The sequence below is a fragment of the Paenibacillus pseudetheri genome (assembly GCF_924513355.1).
GTDB lineage: Bacteria > Bacillota > Bacilli > Paenibacillales > Paenibacillaceae > Paenibacillus_AQ > Paenibacillus_AQ pseudetheri.
This window is the reverse complement of the sequence record NZ_CAKMAB010000059.1, coordinates 1-16,302: the sequence shown is the minus strand read 5'-3', so window position 1 is coordinate 16,302 and position 16,302 is coordinate 1. Positions and strand designations below refer to the sequence as shown.

At 38.6% G+C, this 16,302-nt stretch carries 19 protein-coding genes, 3 tRNA genes and 1 other annotated feature; of the genes, 20 read left to right on the top strand and 2 right to left on the bottom strand.

What is annotated here, in order from left to right:
* Positions 1 to 148: 148 nt before the first annotated feature.
* From L1028_RS28965 to L1028_RS28900, 14 genes are all read left to right on the top strand, one after another.
* On the top strand, positions 149 to 550 hold the full coding sequence (locus L1028_RS28965) for an NUDIX hydrolase (RefSeq protein WP_234541548.1): 402 nt from the start codon (positions 149 to 151) through the stop codon (positions 548 to 550).
* A gap of 191 nt (positions 551 to 741) precedes the next feature.
* Entirely contained in the window at positions 742 to 1,167 is a 426-nt protein-coding gene (locus L1028_RS28960; RefSeq protein ID WP_234541547.1) for a DMT family transporter, read from the top strand.
* Positions 1,168 to 1,204: 37 nt separating this feature from the next.
* The gene (locus tag L1028_RS28955) at positions 1,205 to 1,663 is read left to right on the top strand and encodes a DMT family transporter (RefSeq protein WP_234541545.1); all 459 of its coding nucleotides are present in this window, start codon (positions 1,205 to 1,207) and stop codon (positions 1,661 to 1,663) included.
* A 121-nt stretch (positions 1,664 to 1,784) separates the two neighbouring features.
* Positions 1,785 to 2,102, top strand: coding sequence for an iron-sulfur cluster biosynthesis family protein (locus tag L1028_RS28950; protein WP_234541543.1), 318 nt, complete (start codon positions 1,785 to 1,787; stop codon positions 2,100 to 2,102).
* 163 nt (positions 2,103 to 2,265) lie between these two features.
* Entirely contained in the window at positions 2,266 to 2,613 is a 348-nt protein-coding gene (locus L1028_RS28945; protein WP_423803104.1) for a PadR family transcriptional regulator, read from the top strand.
* Entirely contained in the window at positions 2,594 to 3,805 is a 1,212-nt protein-coding gene (locus L1028_RS28940) for a DUF2812 domain-containing protein (protein WP_234541542.1), read from the top strand. The genes L1028_RS28945 and L1028_RS28940 overlap by 20 nt, the downstream gene beginning before the upstream one ends.
* Before the next feature lie 56 nt (positions 3,806 to 3,861).
* On the top strand, positions 3,862 to 4,566 hold the full coding sequence (locus L1028_RS28935; protein ID WP_234541540.1) for a class I SAM-dependent methyltransferase: 705 nt from the start codon (positions 3,862 to 3,864) through the stop codon (positions 4,564 to 4,566).
* Between the two features lie 95 nt (positions 4,567 to 4,661).
* Positions 4,662 to 5,459 carry a GNAT family N-acetyltransferase gene (locus L1028_RS28930; protein ID WP_234541538.1) on the top strand — a complete coding sequence of 266 codons (798 nt, stop codon included), beginning with the start codon at positions 4,662 to 4,664 and terminating at the stop codon, positions 5,457 to 5,459.
* A gap of 169 nt (positions 5,460 to 5,628) precedes the next feature.
* Positions 5,629 to 6,312 carry a response regulator transcription factor gene (locus L1028_RS28925; RefSeq protein ID WP_234541536.1) on the top strand — a complete coding sequence of 228 codons (684 nt, stop codon included), beginning with the start codon at positions 5,629 to 5,631 and terminating at the stop codon, positions 6,310 to 6,312.
* Between the two features lies 1 nt (position 6,313).
* Positions 6,314 to 7,315: a sensor histidine kinase gene (locus L1028_RS28920; RefSeq protein WP_234541534.1), complete on the top strand. Its 1,002-nt coding sequence runs from the start codon at positions 6,314 to 6,316 to the stop codon at positions 7,313 to 7,315.
* 95 nt (positions 7,316 to 7,410) lie between these two features.
* Entirely contained in the window at positions 7,411 to 8,094 is a 684-nt protein-coding gene (locus L1028_RS28915; protein ID WP_042127549.1) for an ABC transporter ATP-binding protein, read from the top strand.
* Complete coding sequence (locus L1028_RS28910) at positions 8,091 to 10,694, top strand: ABC transporter permease (RefSeq protein WP_234541533.1); 2,604 nt, start codon at positions 8,091 to 8,093, stop codon at positions 10,692 to 10,694. Before L1028_RS28915 ends, L1028_RS28910 begins: the two co-directional genes overlap by 4 nt.
* A gap of 135 nt (positions 10,695 to 10,829) precedes the next feature.
* Positions 10,830 to 12,224 carry a protoporphyrinogen oxidase gene (locus L1028_RS28905; protein ID WP_234541532.1) on the top strand — a complete coding sequence of 465 codons (1,395 nt, stop codon included), beginning with the start codon at positions 10,830 to 10,832 and terminating at the stop codon, positions 12,222 to 12,224.
* A 189-nt stretch (positions 12,225 to 12,413) separates the two neighbouring features.
* Positions 12,414 to 12,680: a CD3324 family protein gene (locus L1028_RS28900; protein ID WP_042127555.1), complete on the top strand. Its 267-nt coding sequence runs from the start codon at positions 12,414 to 12,416 to the stop codon at positions 12,678 to 12,680.
* Between the two features lie 61 nt (positions 12,681 to 12,741).
* On the opposite strand, the gene L1028_RS28895 is transcribed toward L1028_RS28900, so the two are convergent.
* Together L1028_RS28895 and L1028_RS28890 are read right to left on the bottom strand one after the other, a co-directional pair.
* Positions 12,742 to 12,927, bottom strand: a complete 186-nt coding sequence (locus L1028_RS28895) for a hypothetical protein (protein WP_234541531.1) — start codon at positions 12,925 to 12,927, stop codon at positions 12,742 to 12,744.
* A gap of 196 nt (positions 12,928 to 13,123) precedes the next feature.
* Entirely contained in the window at positions 13,124 to 13,927 is an 804-nt protein-coding gene (locus L1028_RS28890; protein WP_234541529.1) for a DUF2935 domain-containing protein, read from the bottom strand.
* Between the two features lie 283 nt (positions 13,928 to 14,210).
* Here L1028_RS28890 and L1028_RS28885 point away from each other — a divergent pair, with 283 nt between their 5' ends.
* From L1028_RS28885 to L1028_RS28860, 6 genes are all read left to right on the top strand, one after another.
* Positions 14,211 to 14,408 carry a hypothetical protein gene (locus tag L1028_RS28885; protein ID WP_234541527.1) on the top strand — a complete coding sequence of 66 codons (198 nt, stop codon included), beginning with the start codon at positions 14,211 to 14,213 and terminating at the stop codon, positions 14,406 to 14,408.
* A 176-nt stretch (positions 14,409 to 14,584) separates the two neighbouring features.
* Positions 14,585 to 15,091: a GNAT family N-acetyltransferase gene (locus tag L1028_RS28880; protein ID WP_234541524.1), complete on the top strand. Its 507-nt coding sequence runs from the start codon at positions 14,585 to 14,587 to the stop codon at positions 15,089 to 15,091.
* Positions 15,088 to 15,621 carry a GNAT family N-acetyltransferase gene (locus L1028_RS28875; protein ID WP_234541522.1) on the top strand — a complete coding sequence of 178 codons (534 nt, stop codon included), beginning with the start codon at positions 15,088 to 15,090 and terminating at the stop codon, positions 15,619 to 15,621. Before L1028_RS28880 ends, L1028_RS28875 begins: the two co-directional genes overlap by 4 nt.
* Positions 15,622 to 15,707: 86 nt before the next feature.
* Positions 15,708 to 15,948 (top strand) — a binding site (T-box leader).
* 53 nt (positions 15,949 to 16,001) lie between these two features.
* Positions 16,002 to 16,074, top strand: a tRNA-Phe gene (locus tag L1028_RS28870).
* Positions 16,075 to 16,092: 18 nt separating this feature from the next.
* Positions 16,093 to 16,165 (top strand) — tRNA-Phe (locus L1028_RS28865).
* Between the two features lie 18 nt (positions 16,166 to 16,183).
* Positions 16,184 to 16,256 (top strand) — tRNA-Phe (locus tag L1028_RS28860).
* The last annotated feature ends 46 nt before the right edge of the window (positions 16,257 to 16,302 follow it).

Sequence of the window (16,302 nt, the reverse complement as noted above, 5' to 3'; positions counted from 1 at the left end):
ATTCGCAGCGATATCCTTTAAGGACTGTTTGCTTCATCACCTACCTCAATCTAAGCTTCGCGTTTGAAAAGCTAAAGCTGACGTTGCATAAATGCATGTGTTCAGCTGTATGATATAATGGTTGAAAAAAAGGCATGGGGAGAACAATATGACTACAATTATTGATAAAATCGCCTGGATTCATATCGAGAATGGACAAGTCTTATGTGCGCGTTCCAACGGGAAAGATATGTATTATTTACCTGGAGGAAAAAGAGAAACCGGAGAAACAGACGAAGAGACGCTCGTACGCGAAATAGAGGAAGAGATTTCTGTTCAGATCAAGACAGATACTGTCTCTTATTTTGGAACGTTTGAGGCAGAAGCTCATGGGAAAGCAGAGGGTATTACAGTCAAAATGACCTGTTATATTGCGGATTATGAAGGGACATTAACGCCAGCGTCCGAAATCGAGGAATTATCTTGGTTAAGCTATAAGGATCGGGATCGCGTGTCTGTTGTTACCCAAATTATTTTTGATCAATTGCATGAGAAGAATTTGCTCTCATAAATCAACCATATACAGTATTTGAAGTCCGTTTTAAGCCAGCAAACTGGCTTGAGATGGTCTTTTTATTTCTACGGGTAACGCTCGTTCGTTGGACCATAGCAACGTTTATTCTCATTAAGGACAGATGTCCTTTTTTAAACCCTTGAATTGCTATTTAATATGTAAGAGATCGAAGTTGAGGAGAGAGAGAAATGAGAGGAATTATATTTGCGTTTTTAGCGGGGGCTTGTATTACACTACAGGGCGTATCAAATGCTCGAATTAGTCAGGATATCGGGACTTGGCAGGCAGCGACAATTACACAGTTAACAGGGTTCATCATGTCCTTTCTAATTCTTTTGTTCGTTAGAGATGGAAAATGGGGAGAATTAAAGCAAGTAAAACCCATATATTTGATCGGCGGTGCTTTTGGAGCTGTAATTATTTTCAGTGAAGTAACGGCCATTCAGCAAATCGGTGTTACGTTTACAATATCCTCGTTATTGATTGCTCAACTATGTCTGACGTTCTTAATTGATATTAAAGGCTGGTTTGGAATGGGAAAGCGGAAGATGAGACTGCCGCAGTTCATTGGCATCGGGCTGATGATTGCTGGCGTAGTGATACTGAAATTCTAACAACCTTGCGTATAGTTGATAAATGGAGGAATTAATTATGATTATTGGTTTGATATTAGCGCTTATCGCGGGATCACTCGTGAGTCTGCAAAATATATTTAATACAAAAGTTAACGAAAAGGTCGGATCTTGGGCGACGACAACTTTAGTGTTAGGGATGGGCTTCCTAGCTTCATTTATCATGAGTCTTATCGTCGAAGGAAACCGTATATTTACTTTGAGAAATATGGAGCCTTGGTATTGGATCAGTGGTTTGATCGGGGTTGGGGTAGTAATATGCCTTGTGCAAGGTACTAAGCGGTTGGGCCCAACGTATGCGATTTCGATCGTATTAATCTCTCAGCTTGGGTTCGCACTACTCTGGGATTCACTAGGCTGGTTAGGGCTTGAAAAGGTTCCCTTTACTTGGAAACAGTTGATCGGTGTGCTGGTTATTGTTGGGGGTATTCTCGTGTTTAAGCTAGGTGGTGAACGGGAGACTCAGAAGGCGGTTTAATTTATGCTCAGACTCATGTCTGTCAAAATAGAAGTGATGGCAGTCACACGAGGATGAAAGAAAATCAAATTATACTTTGGGAAAGTAATAGCTCAATTATAAATAAGGAGTAGATCATCCTATGTTCATACAATTGAACTCCCAAACTATTGAAAAGTTAGAAAAAAGCCTTGGTGAACGACCAGGATATTTTAAATTATTCTTCGATACAGAAGGCTGTGGTTGTAATGGTGTGATCGTAATTCAGATCATTAGTGTGCCTCATGCTACAGATATTGAAGTTCAGAAAGTGCCTTTTACTTTTTTTGTAGACCGGCAACAGGAGTCTTTATTTGATGAACAGATGCGACTTGAAGCAGATGAGAATTATCCGTCTTTCAGATTAAGTAGTGATTCGAGTCTGTTAGGAAATAATATTCGAATAAAGGATATTCGCTAGGCAGGTTGGGCTAGTTGAATGTAAAGTGTGTAGAATGGCTGATGAAGCGATTCTACACACTTTTTTTATTTTTTCAAGCATTAATATTGTACGTTATGTCACAACGTGATATAGTCACGTTAAGACATATTTGAATGCGACGTATTCATAAAGGGAGCTGGGCATGTTGAACCCTGAGAAAGTATTGAAGAAATATGTACCCATGACCGAAACGGCATTCTATATTCTTTTATCCTTAGATGAACCACGTCATGGTTATGGAATAGTGAAGCATGTGGAGAAAATTACGAAAGCACGTCTTTTGTTAGGTTCAGGTACAGTATATGGCACGTTAACAAAGATGCAAAAAGATGGGATGATTACTGTTTTTGCGGATGAAGAGAGAAAAACGGTTTACGAAAGAACAGACATAGGGATGCTAATTCTTGCTACGGAGATTAATAGGCTTAAAGAGCTACATGAGAATGCTATAAAATATGGAGGTGACGAAGATGATCATCAAAATATCTAGACCCTTTTGGAGTTATGATGTTCAGAAAACCGAAGAATGGTTAGCTTCTATGGCCCAAAAAGGCTACGAACTTATCCGAATCAACCGTTTAACTAGATATTTTTACTTTCAGCAGGGCGAACCGAAAGCAGCTACCTATCGGATCGTATTCGATAAAGTTACCAACCAATCCCTCTCTAAGGGTCTATTAAATTTTGGATGGACGAAGGTGTTACAGAGCGGCAAATGGGTTGTGACGATGAACAGACTTCCTTTAGAACAGATTAGAACTCTCCCTGATCGAGAGGGAATCGTAAAGCATAACAAGAAGATCATGTATATTTTTATGGGGATATTGATTTATTTAATGGTTGCATTACTCAATGTAATTCTAATAAGTACGATAGCAATGAGTGTTTCCAAGGTTGGTCAATTTAATGTCTTTAACGGACCGTATGGTTTTATTCCCGCTACTGCATTAGGACTTAGCATTATCTTGTGTATTTTCACAGTGTATTCGCTGATCACATTAAACAAGACTAACAAGAGATTAACAGGAGAATTCATACAACCAAACAAGAAAAATGGTGAGGGGACATCCTTTCTTCAAGGCAGACTAAGTAAGAATGAAGAGAAACGCTTGAAAAGCTCAGGTCAACTTGTTATGAAGTGGAAGCTTGGATGGATGTATGCTCCTGATCGGCTTGAGGCGTGGCTAGAGGGAATGGAAGAAAAGGGATATAATCTGTACAGCGTTGGTAAAACAGGAACAGCCTTTTATTTTAAAAAAGGGAAGCCTCGTAAGATGTGTTATTGTGCGGACTTACAAAATACTGCTGATACCAATTACTTCAACATTCATACGGATTCAGGCTGGGTATGTCTGTATCATTCGAGTTCATGGAGTCAGAAATGGGTCTTATGGGGTCAAGAATATGTACCAGGTAAAGCCAAACCGCAAATATACAGCGATAAGTTAAATCAGTTGAAACTAGCTAGACGTATAGCTTTAACGTATTCTGCTATGTTCTTACCCCTCACTATTTTATATATGTATATAATTGGTTTAAATGTAAGATTATCAACTTACGCAGATCTGGATCGATTGCAGATTATAAATTTGATCTTGTACGCCATCTTAATTCTAATGTTTGGCTCATATGTAAGCAGAACTTGGCTATATTACAACCGACTTCGTAAACATCATCAATAATATCGCGGAGGTGTATGATGCAACAGAACATTTATGACAACCCTGAGTTTTTTCAAATGTATAAGAACTTAAGGGAGTCAAGAATTACATACAATGACTTTATTGAACAACCTGCAATCAGAGGGTTACTTCCAGACCTACAGGATTTAAATGTTCTCGACCTTGGCTGCGGTTTTGGAGAACAGGCGAACTATATGATTGATAACCATGCATCACAGGTAACAGGTGTAGATATATCAGAGAAGATGTTAGTTATGGCAAGGAAACGACCTGAGATCCGTTATATACAGGGCTCTATGGAAGAAATCGAATTTAATAGTAATGAATTTGATTTGTTAGTAAGTTCGTTAGCTTTTCATTATGTCGAGGATTATAAAACACTCATTAGTAGGATTTCAAAGTGGATTAAACCAAATGGCTACCTAGTATTTTCAACAGAACATCCTGTTGTTTTATCAAATAAGATTCAAAGTGGGTGGGTGAAAGATTCCGATCAAAATATCCTACATTGGCCTATTGATAATTATAGTGAAGAAGGTCTCAGAAATCAGTTTTGGGGAATCGATGGCGTCATAAAATACCATAGAAAACTTTCAACATTACTTAATACTTTGATCCAAAATGGACTCGCTATTGAAGAAATTGTTGAACCTGAATCCAACCTTGAGGGTCTTGAGAAGATGCCGAAATTATTAAATGAAAGAAGGAGACCTTCATTTTTATTAATTAAGGCAAGGAAATCGCTTATACATGGACAGTAATTTTCAGTTCTAAATGAACTTTACCAACCGATGATGGGCGATTACTTTATACTTATGTATACAGCATTTGCAATGAAAATAAGGGGAGTGTTTGTATGCATGAAATACCTCATGAGGATTATTATAAAGTGAAGCCACTACTTCAAGGAGAGCATATCCATCCCGAGATTCTCTCTGTGATTGAAGGCAATAATCCAGGTTGGATCTTTGTCGATCAACTTACAGCACCAAAGAGTGCGTTAGTATGGAGTCAAGGGATTGAAGGTTTTTACCTTATCGGCGATCACACCAATCAAGCCTTTATTCAAGCACTGGACAGTTATGTAACAGTTCATATTGTACCTAGAATGAAGGAGCTTGGGATGGAACATTTCGAAGTTTCTGGTCAACATGATGAATGGAATCTGGAGACGATGTTTCCTTCTAGGAAGCTATACCCATTTGAACAGATGGTGTTTAAGCTACTTCAGAAGCCTAAAGTGATGACTAATGAGATTAGAACTATAAATCTTAAAACACTGGGCTGGGAGAACTTAGATCTAAAGAATATAGATTTTGTACATGAGAATATTGATTTATTCTGGTCATCGAAAGAAGACTTTGCCGAAAAAGGCTACGGATATGCTGCTGTTGAGGGATCTGAGGTTATGGGTGTGTGTTATTCTAGTTTTGTTACACAGGATACACACGCAATCGGGATTGAAACTCTTCCTAAATATCAGAAACAAGGAGTGGGGACACATTTAGCAACGCTAGTAGTTGAAGATGTGCTTGCCAATGGCTTTATTCCTTACTGGGATTGTTCACTAGATAATGAAGCTTCAAAAAAATCGGCACTTCGACTAGGGTTTCAGCAGATACATCAATATAAGTGTGGGGCTTTTACAATATGACCCTTTTAGAGACGTCTATTCCATGGAGTAGACGTTTTTATTATATTTACCGTGGGGTTGTAAATACTTTAATATGAAATGTAATTTGGTATAACTCTTTAATTATGAGAGAATGATCATCGGAACGAATGGAACGATTGAATATATTATAAGGTTAGGATGATCATCTATGAAAATTTTACTTGTTGAGGACGATAGAACGATAGCATCAGGACTTGAATATTCATTACAACAGGATCACTTTGAAACCCTTCTATGTTATGACGCCACCTCAGCCAAAGCGGTATTATCAGAGCAGTTATCAGAGCTCACCTTATGCATCTTTGACCTCTCACTTCCGGATGGCAGCGGTTATGAATTGTGCAAGATCGTGAAAGCGCAAAGTGATATACCGGTAATCTTTTTAACGGCAATTGATGATGAGGTCAATGTGGTGATGGGACTCGATATGGGGGCAGATGATTACATAACCAAGCCTTTTCGGATTCGGGAGCTGCTATCCCGTATTAAATCCGTCTTAAGGAGATATAACAAGCAGGCTCAGACCCAATCCAATATCGAATTAGAGAATATACGGATTAACACGCTTGAAGGAAAGGTTTATAAAAATGGTGATGAAGTGCTGCTGACAGCATTAGAGTATCGTCTGCTACTGATCTTTGCTAATCATGTTGGACAGGTTCTATCAAGAAATCAATTGTTAGAACGGATTTGGGATGTGGCAGGTGAATTCGTGAACGACAATACATTATCGGTTTACATAAAAAGACTTAGGGAAAAGTTAGAAGATAACCCCCAAGAACCAACGCTGATCAAAACAGTGCGTGGTTTGGGTTATAAGGTTGGTGATTAGGATGCTTCGTAATAGAGAAATAAGATGGTTATTGTTTACGATGTGCTCGATCAGTCTTGCAGCCACAGTAGTAGCGGCATTTATATCGCTAGAGACAGTGGGGATTACAGCTGTGACTTCAGCTTTGCTTATAGCTTGCAGTGTATTATTTACCCGCTGGAGATACGGTGAAATTGAAAAGCTCTCAGGGTATCTTCGTCAAATCAGTAGTGGGAACTATTCGCTCGATGTTCGTGATAATCAGGAAGGTGAGCTTAGTATCCTGAAGAATGACATTTATAAAGTTACGCTAATGTTATCTGAGCAGAGTGCTGAATTACAAGAAGATAAACTGAAGCTCACCAATGCGATTTCGGATATCTCTCATCAGCTCAAAACCCCGCTTACTTCCATGACCGTGATGGCAGATTTATTAAGTGATCCTGAGCTGCATGTGGAGAAGAGAACGGAATTCACACGAAAGATTACTGTTCAACTCGAACGAATTGGCTGGCTAGTCTCCTCTTTATTAAAATTCTCCAAGATCGATGCTGGAACCATTCATTTTAAAAAAGATCAAGTTCAGGTGAGCAAGTTAGTTCGAAAATCTTTGGAGCCCATGTTAATTCCAATGGATATTAAAGAACAACGGGTCTTGATTGATGGAGAGGATAGCACCACTTTTGCGGGTGATCTCAATTGGACAACTGAAGCGATCATTAACATTCTGAAAAACTGTGTAGAGCACACACCAGCAGGTGGTGAGATCCAGATTTCTTTTGCAGAAAATACACTGTTTACGGAAATTATCATTGCAGATAACGGCAAAGGAATTCCAAAGGCAGAGATCCCCTATATCTTCAAACGATTCTATAAAGGTAAGAATGCAAGCGAAGATAGTGTAGGGATTGGACTTGCCTTGGCACAAAGCATTATTACAGGACAAAACGGAACAATCGATGTGAAGAGTGAAGTGGGAAAGGGCACACAATTTCAGATCAAATTTTATAAGCAAGTTATTTAGCACATATGGCTTAGTGACTAGAATGTCACTTTAGAGTCACTGGATAGTCATTGTAGACAGATATACTGATCTCATCAACAAATGGAGGTCTAACAATGGACATTTTAAAGATTGAACATCTGTCTAAAACATATGGAAAAGGTGAAACAGCGGTAAAGGCACTGGATGATGTATCTTTTTCGATTAAAAAAGGGGAATTCGTAGCTATTATCGGTCCATCTGGCTCCGGGAAATCGACCATTCTACACTTATTAGGCGGAGTGGATAGACCGACTAGTGGCAAAGTATTCGTAGATAACACGGATATTTATGAATTGAATGAAACACAGCTGGCGATCTTTAGACGCAGACAAATTGGGCTGATTTATCAATTCTATAATCTAATACCGGTCCTAACGGTCGAAGAGAACATCACACTTCCTTTACTCCTTGATCAGCACAAGGTAGATAAGAAACAATTTGCGGATACTGTAAAGGCGTTAAATTTGGAGAATCGCTTAAATCATCTCCCGAATCAGCTCTCAGGCGGGCAACAACAGCGGGTTTCGATTGGTAGAGCGTTAATTAGTAATCCCGCAATCATGTTAGCGGATGAGCCAACTGGAAATCTAGATAGTAAGAACAGTGGTGAAATTATAGATTTATTAAAGATGTTTAATAAAACCTATAATCAAACGCTGATCGTCATTACTCATGATGAACGGATTGCATTACAAGCGGATAGAGTGATTACCATTGAAGATGGAAGGATCGCCAAAGATGAGGTGATTCGTCCGTGAATATCGTAAATAAATTAACGCTTAGACATCTGAAGCAAAATAAGCGAAGAACATTGGTTACTATCATTGGAGTCATCATTTCTGTGGCTATGGTGACGGCTGTGGCAACGCTTGGCTTTTCATTTATGGAATTAATGAGGAAGCAGAGTATCTCGACGAATGGAGAATGGCATGTCCAATATAGAAATGTTACTAAATCTCAGCTTAAAGCGATAGAAGCGGATGATGCAACGAAAACACTTGTCATATCAAATGATCGTGGCTATGCCCCTTTAGAGGGGGGACAGAATGAGAACAAGCCCTATTGGTATATCAAGGAATATAATGCAGCTGGTTTTAAACAATTTCCGATTGAACTTCTGGAAGGAAGACTCCCGAAGACTAACTATGAAGTAGTCATTTCTGAGGAAATTGCAAAAAATGCTAAAGTAACATACAAGATTGGTGAAACTTTAACTCTCGATGTTGGAGAGCGAGTCACTAGGGATGATAAAAATAGTGGTCAGCCCTTATCTCAGAACGAACGATTACGGACTGAAGATGATACCCTGAATGAAGAGATCATTCATAAAAAACCAATGGACTACACGATTGTGGGAGTGATAAAGCGTCCCACTTGGGAACCAACATGGTCCCCGGGCTATACTGCCCTAAGTTATGTGGATGAAAGCTTGATTGGAGCAGCCGAAAAAGCTACAGCGACGGTTGTATTAAATAAGGTGGACAGCTCCATTTACAAACATGCTGAGGAATTGGCAAAAGAGAACAATATAGAGTCGATTTCTTATAATAATAGTCTGCTCCGCTATTATGGTGTGACGAATAGCGATGGCTTACGTAATACACTTCTTTCATTGTCAGTCATCGTTATGACTGTAATTATCATTGGCTCTGTTTCTTTAATCTATAATGCTTTCGCGATTTCTGTCTCGGAACGTGCACGCCATTTAGGAATGCTCTCCAGCGTAGGTGCTACAAAGAGGCAGAAGCAGAATTCGGTGTTTTTTGAAGGAATGATCATCGGTTTAATTAGTATCCCTATTGGGATCATTTGCGGAATTGCAGGAATCGGGATCACTTTTATGTTTATCAATTCGATGATTCAAGATGTATTAGGGATAACAGAGAAATTAACGTTGGTTGTTACACCTCTATCCCTTCTAACCGCTTGTGTAGTCTCAATTATGACGATATTTATATCCACCTATCTTCCAGCCCGAAAAGCTTCAAAGATCTCGGCAATTGATGCGATCAGACAAACAACCGATGTTAAGCTCTCTGGTAAAGCGGTGAAAACATCCAAGTTCGTTCGCAAGTTCTTTGGAATTGAAGCAGAGATTGGTTTGAAGAATTTAAAGAGAAATAAACGCAGGTACCAAGCAACTGTATTCTCACTTGTCATTAGTATCGTTTTGTTTTTATCCGTATCTTCGTTCACTACGAATATGAGAAAGTCGGTAGAACTCTCACAGGATGGTTTGAACTATGATATCCAAGTCTATATGGGGACTGAAGACGCTCAAAAAGTAGATCGGCTGACGAAATCAATATCTGCCTTACCTAATATAACGGAATATAATGTGGTCAGGGAACTAAGCTTGAGTTCATGGATTGATGAAAAAGATATGGCAAAAGAATTGCAAGAGAGCGTGGAGAAGGATAGCAGTATTTTAAAGAACGGGAAATATCCTTACTACATTCAGATCCATGCACTAAATGAACAGAGCTTGAGAACCTATGCAGAATCGGTCGGTGTAAGTTATGAACAATTAACGAATCTCGATCGGATGTCTGCTATTGTGAATGATACGGTCACCTTTGAGGATGAGAACGCCAAAAAGATTATTGAGACCCAAGCTCTTCATTCAGAAATCGGTCAAAAGCTTGATTTAATTTATACGGATTGGGATACAGAAAAAGAGACGAAATTACCACCAGTAGAAATCGTCGCATTAACTGATAAGCGTCCTATGGGTATTCGTTCAGCATTGGTTGGTGGATTAAACATCATCGTCTCCGAACAAGTCTTCGATCAATTAACAAATGATGCGATGAGCAAAGATATCCAAAGCCGGCTTAACCTGAACAGCTCAGATCCATTAGCGACACAACAGGCCATTGAGGAAATGAAAGAGCGGAATGTCTATGTTCAAAATGTGTTTCAAAATAGACAAAATAGTGAGCAGATGATCATGTTAATGTCTATATTCACCTATGGTTTTATTGCGTTGATTACATTAATATCGATTGCGAATATTTTTAATACGATTTCAACTAGCATATCACTTCGTAAAAGAGAGTTTGCGATGCTGAAGTCTGTAGGGATGACGCCAAATGGTTTTAATAAAATGATTAATTATGAAAGTATTTTCTATGGGATAAAATCATTACTTTACGGGCTTCCGATTAGCATAGTCGTGATGTACTTGATCTATAGATCCATGATGAGTAGTTTCTCCTATGGATTCGCACTTCCATGGATGAGTATCTTGTATGTCATAGTCGCAGTCTTTATAATCGTTAGCTTAGCTATGCTGTACTCCAGTTCAAAAGTGAAGAAGGAGAATATTATTGATGCTTTAAAACAGGAGAATATATAAAGATTAGCCGCGTTAATCGCGGCTTTTTTTGTTTCATATATGACACGAACGGTATGTTATTACATATAAATCCCTATGATATAATGTATTCAATTGAATTTAACAGATTATAACTTTAGAGGCAGGTGTCAACGCTTGAGAACGGTCGTCGTGATTGGCGGGGGAATTACTGGATTGTCTACCGCTTACTATCTACAGAAATCTATAGAGCATAATAAGTTGGATGTAAAAATCATTTTGGTTGAAGCCAGCGATAGACTGGGCGGCAAAATCAGAACACTTCAGCATGATGACTTCATCATGGAGTCTGGTGCTGATTCAATTGTTACTCGTAAGACAAATGTAGACCCATTGATTGAAGAATTAGGCATTCAGGATGAGGTTGTATATAACGCGACAGGAATATCATACATCTACACAGAAGGTGAGCTGAAGCAAATTCCTAAAGATGCAGTCTTTGGCATCCCTCTCAGTATAGAATCGCTAGCTTCAACAGATCTGATCTCTGCTGAAGGTAAAGTTGAAGCACTTAAAGATTTCTATACACCGAATAATCGTTTTACGAAAAATGATTCTGTGGGTGATTTTCTTGAAGCGTTCCTGGGAAAAGAACTTGTTGAGAAGCAAATATCACCTGTTCTTTCAGGCGTATATTCTGGGAACTTGAATGAGCTAACCATTGCCTCGACCCTTCCTTATTTAATTGATTATAAGAATGAATATGGCAGTATTATTCAGGGATTGTCCGCGAATAAGGCTAAATTCCAGGGGAAGGGCGATAAGAAGTTTATGTCTTTTAAGGGTGGCGTATCTGCTCTGATTGATGCCATGGAAGAACAGCTGTCCGATGTAGAGATCATCAAAGGGATTCGGGCCGAGCGCATTGCAAAGGATGGAGAACGGTACCGAGTAACACTGGCAGATGGACGAATCTTGGACAGCGATTTTGCCGTACTAGGAACAATGCATTCTACTGCACAAGCATTACTTCAAGACGAAGCGTTGAATGAAGATTTCAATCAGTTGTTTAACAGTTCTATGATTAGTGTGTATCTAGGATTTGATATCCCTGACAGTCAGCTGCCAGTGAATGGTACAGGATTCATAACAGCCAACAGTGACGATGTTCTTTGTAATGCTTGTACGTGGACAAGTCGCAAGTGGGAGCACACGTCTGGACAACAACGTCTGCTTGTCAGACTCTTTTATAAAAGCTCAGGACCGCATTATGAATCCTTGATTAAGCTTTCAGAAGAGGAATTATTAAAGGTGGCGTTGAATGATATACAGACCAGTCTTGGAATTACTGGACAGCCAGTTACCCACGATGTGACCAAATGGCATGATGTTATGCCAAATTACCACATACGCCATCACGAGATTGTAGTATCCTTAGAGAAGAAGATTGCAGATCATTATCCGAATGTAATCCTTGCTGGATGTTCTTATTATGGTGTGGGTATTCCCGATTGTATTTCAAATGGAGAGAAGACAGCTAAGCGCATTCTGGAACAAGTAATTACACATTAAACAAAGGAGGGCGGACAATAGTGAGAAAATTAGCGATAAGCTCTATGCAAAGTCTAGACTATAAACAACGGCGGTTGTTTGTATAGAGCGAATAAAATTTGATTTACCGCCAGTGCACTGTGCATTGTTGTTTTTAGAATAGACTTTGCTACCTTCAAACTCATAAAAAGTTTAAGGAGCAGAGCGATTATGAAATATGTAAATGCAGATACGATTTTCCCAAAAGAATTATTAGAGGAAATTCAGAAATATATTAACGGTGGTTTGGTGTATATCCCTAAGCCTGAAGAAGCACATGTAAAATGGGGCGAGAAGTCAGGGAGCAGAAAATACTTAAGATCTAGAAATATTGAGATTTGTCTAAGGTTTGCCGTTGGAGCAACGGTTGACCAGCTTTCGGATGAATATTGCCTTTCGAGGGATAGTATTAAGAAGATTGTTTATACAAAAAAATAGCTATAAGTCAAAAGCCACGTCAGAGGAAGCTCTGCGTGGCTTTTTGGGATTTAATTATAACTTAAATACCATACTTTTTCCGATATTTGTCGATCCCATCTACAAACTGTCCTTCATATTTCACGCCTTCATCCATCTTTTTATTTGCTGCTTTAAAAGCGGTGCTAGAAATTTTTGTTTTGTATAAGGCCTCTTTCATCATTGTCATTGCTTCTAGTTGCGTCTTAATCGCTATTTTTGTAGTCACTCGAAGTAATTTTGTATTCCATGAAATTCCTGATTCCTCCTAAGTTTTACTATAAATTGTTTCTTCGCAAATACCAACTATTTTTTAAAGCTTTGGAGTGGATCACCGAAACAAACGAATTCAAATATAAAGATGGATAGGGCGACAACCTGTATTTTTGATACAAGTAGTCGCCCTATCCATTAAATATGTAAAGCTATACGATTTGTTTATTAATATTCAAAGAGGCTTCAAATGCATCAATAATATAGAGGAATCTTTCGGCTTCTCGGAATACATGATCGGCAAGCAGTGGATGAATGATGCTTTTTATACGACATTCTTCAATAAGATCCCGCGCCGTTTTCTTAAAATCACGGAGGGATTTAACCGAGACTTTATTCTCGTCAAGTTGCTGACTGAGCAGGGGTTTGGTTTGGGATTGTGGACGCATGGAGCTAAGATCAATAGCTTGGTACAATAATGTATCGAAATCATGGCTAAAATTTCTCGCTTGTTCAACGAGCTGACGTTCAGAGGGGTCCAACAAATGTCCAATGAATTTAGCATGGTCTGCCATTATACGTAGGAAGAAGACATTCTCATTGATAATTGCGTCAGGTAAAGGATCTAACCTACCTTGATTCAGTTCTTCCAGTCGATTTCGAAAATAGTTGGCTTCCCTACTGACATGATCTACTAATAAGGGGAAGTTCGTTCCGCCTGGAAGTTTACATTGTAGAATCAGGCCCAGTATTTTCCTTTTGAAAGCCCAGATATGTGAAGCAGCACTATGAACTTCCTCATTAAATTTCCGTATTACGGCTGGATCAGAATCCACAGTAAATCCGAGTGACCTATTCTCTATGGCTTCGAATGTGGCGTAGAAATGGTTCGCTTCATTAATTAGTTGCGTATCTTCACAACGAAATCCTAATTTAAGAAAAAAAGAGTGTTCTTTCATAATTCGTGACCAGAATCTAATTTCATCAAGAGATCTTGAAACAAAAGGATCCGGCATAACTAAAATACACCTCCCATTTTTATACAATCATAATATGCGTGATGTTTGTACTATATCCGTAAGAATTCAGGCGAGTAAACAGAAGTACACAAACGCTAATCTGGAACTCCTATAGTATATAAGATCTCGATTAACGCTATTACGCAAAATGCTGAAATCAATCGAGTTACATTTTATTTACATTACAAAGATATTAATGATTTGATTGATAGTATTTTGGGTGAATTATTAGCGGATTAACATACCTCCCTGATTTTATTGTTAGAGTAAATTGCAGAAAATGGATAAGAAATTTGAACGTTGGCCTAGTGGATACACACACGAAGATATTGTAAAGGCTATTGATCATATTAACGACAAGAAAACGAAGATCTCTACAATGGTGACACAGACTTATAAATTAGAGGATATTCAAACAGCCTTCGATAAAGCCATTAATGCTAAAGAAAGGATCAAGGTCATTGTAGATTTAACTTAATCATCAGTTTATTAAATTGGAGTTCATTTGAGCGTAAAACTCAGGTGAACTCTTTTTATTTTAGAAGAATAATGACTTTATATAAAATTTAATTCTAATTGAACATGGCATATTACTAGAGTGTGGTCGTAATTATACTGAGTATAGAAGTGAAATTAGAGAAAAAACGTGGAGGTATGATGGAAATTAATCTTGTTCCAGTAACGTTTGAAGATAAAGAGGTATTGTCTAATCTATATCAATTTTACAATTATGATTTCAGTATATTTACAGATCAAGACGTAAACCTGCATGGGGAATTCGAGGTGAATATTGATTATTTTTGGGAAGGGGATCATCGATGGAATCCATATTTGATTGAGGTTTCAGGAAACTTAGCTGGATTTGTGGTTGTTCTTTTTGAAAACTTAGATACAGACCCAGATCCAACTCATGTGATCTATGACTTTATGATTTTGCAGAAATACAGAAGAAATGGCATAGGTACTGCTGCCGCAGCTAAAACACTTGATCTATTTAAAGAAGCTAAATGGAAACTAGCTCAAATGGAAAATAATAAACCTGCCATAGCCTTCTGGCGAAAAGTTCTTAAGGATTATACAAAAGACAACTATACAGAATGTTATTTGAGTGATCTCCAAAAATATATTCAAGCATTCGATAGAAGGGGGAGAACGAAATGAATATCGCCGTAACATTAACTGACAGCACAACGAAATTTATGATTAACAATCTATACCCATTATACTTACACGATCTATCAGAGATATGGGGGAACCATCCTAATCAATACGGGGTATTCGAGGATAATGAAACACAGACGCTGAATGAACAGAATAAAGTCTTCGACATATGGTGGGAGAAGCCGGGAATTTTATATCCTTATTTAATAAAAGAGGATGGAATTCCTGCTGGCTTTGCATTAGTAGCCACACCACCCCATACACCACCAGGTTGTGAATTTTATTTAAACGAATTCTTTATCCTGCGTCCCTTCCGAGGTTTGGGAATCGCTGAACGTGCAGCTAAGGAGGTTTTTAGTCTTCATATTGGAAAATGGGAGCTACAAACCAATCCCACAGCTACAAATAGGAGAGCCCAGCATTTTTGGAGAAAGACACTAAAAGAATATACTGGTAATAACTTTCAAGAAGAATGTAAGAAGTCTTTTGATGATGAATTAAAGATGATTTTTAATTTTTGTAATGGATAAAGCTAATCAAATCGAAATGAGGGAATTATTTCTTCTATTGACTTATAGTGGATCAGGGCTTACAATTAGAAAAATTATATATCAAAACAAATGCTTTGATGGAGAAAAGTAGTTCAATACCTCTTTACAGGGAGGAAACGCCGGAGATTGAGAGCGTTTCTACAGAAAAGGATTGATCGAAGTTCACTCCGGAGCAGTCCCTTGAAACCATTGTTGGCAAGTAGAGGTGTACCGGTTTTAACCGTTAAATATTTAAGTGAGAACATTTCTGTTTGTTGTACAGAATAGTTCTAATTTAGGGTGGTACCGCGGCTCCTCGTCCCTTTTCGGACGAGGGGTCTTTTTGTTTCCATTTAGAAGAAATATTTGTATCCCTGTAAGGCTCGGTAGCTCAGTCGGTAGAGCATAGGACTGAAAATCCTAGTGTCGGCGGTTCGACTCCGTCCCGAGCCATCTTAACCTTAATAGTAAGGCTCGGTAGCTCAGTCGGTAGAGCATAGGACTGAAAATCCTAGTGTCGGCGGTTCGACCCCGTCCCGAGCCATCTTAACCTTAATAGTAAGGCTCGGTAGCTCAGTCGGTAGAGCATAGGACTGAAAATCCTAGTGTCGGCGGTTCGACCCCGTCCCGAGCCATCTTAACTTTAATAGCAAGGCTCGGTAGCTCAGTCGGTAGAGCATA

Coding starts and splice junctions, on each gene's coding strand:
- L1028_RS28965 (WP_234541548.1), top strand. CDS start 149: ATGACTACAATTATTGATAAAATCGCCTGGATTCATATCGAGAATGGA.
- L1028_RS28960 (WP_234541547.1), top strand. CDS start 742: ATGAGAGGAATTATATTTGCGTTTTTAGCGGGGGCTTGTATTACACTA.
- L1028_RS28955 (WP_234541545.1), top strand. CDS start 1,205: ATGATTATTGGTTTGATATTAGCGCTTATCGCGGGATCACTCGTGAGT.
- L1028_RS28950 (WP_234541543.1), top strand. CDS start 1,785: ATGTTCATACAATTGAACTCCCAAACTATTGAAAAGTTAGAAAAAAGC.
- L1028_RS28945 (WP_423803104.1), top strand. CDS start 2,266: ATGTTGAACCCTGAGAAAGTATTGAAGAAATATGTACCCATGACCGAA.
- L1028_RS28940 (WP_234541542.1), top strand. CDS start 2,594: ATGATCATCAAAATATCTAGACCCTTTTGGAGTTATGATGTTCAGAAA.
- L1028_RS28935 (WP_234541540.1), top strand. CDS start 3,862: ATGTATAAGAACTTAAGGGAGTCAAGAATTACATACAATGACTTTATT.
- L1028_RS28930 (WP_234541538.1), top strand. CDS start 4,662: ATGCATGAAATACCTCATGAGGATTATTATAAAGTGAAGCCACTACTT.
- L1028_RS28925 (WP_234541536.1), top strand. CDS start 5,629: ATGAAAATTTTACTTGTTGAGGACGATAGAACGATAGCATCAGGACTT.
- L1028_RS28920 (WP_234541534.1), top strand. CDS start 6,314: ATGCTTCGTAATAGAGAAATAAGATGGTTATTGTTTACGATGTGCTCG.
- L1028_RS28915 (WP_042127549.1), top strand. CDS start 7,411: ATGGACATTTTAAAGATTGAACATCTGTCTAAAACATATGGAAAAGGT.
- L1028_RS28900 (WP_042127555.1), top strand. CDS start 12,414: ATGAAATATGTAAATGCAGATACGATTTTCCCAAAAGAATTATTAGAG.
- L1028_RS28890 (WP_234541529.1), bottom strand. CDS start 13,927: ATGCCGGATCCTTTTGTTTCAAGATCTCTTGATGAAATTAGATTCTGG.
- L1028_RS28885 (WP_234541527.1), top strand. CDS start 14,211: ATGGATAAGAAATTTGAACGTTGGCCTAGTGGATACACACACGAAGAT.
- L1028_RS28880 (WP_234541524.1), top strand. CDS start 14,585: ATGATGGAAATTAATCTTGTTCCAGTAACGTTTGAAGATAAAGAGGTA.
- L1028_RS28875 (WP_234541522.1), top strand. CDS start 15,088: ATGAATATCGCCGTAACATTAACTGACAGCACAACGAAATTTATGATT.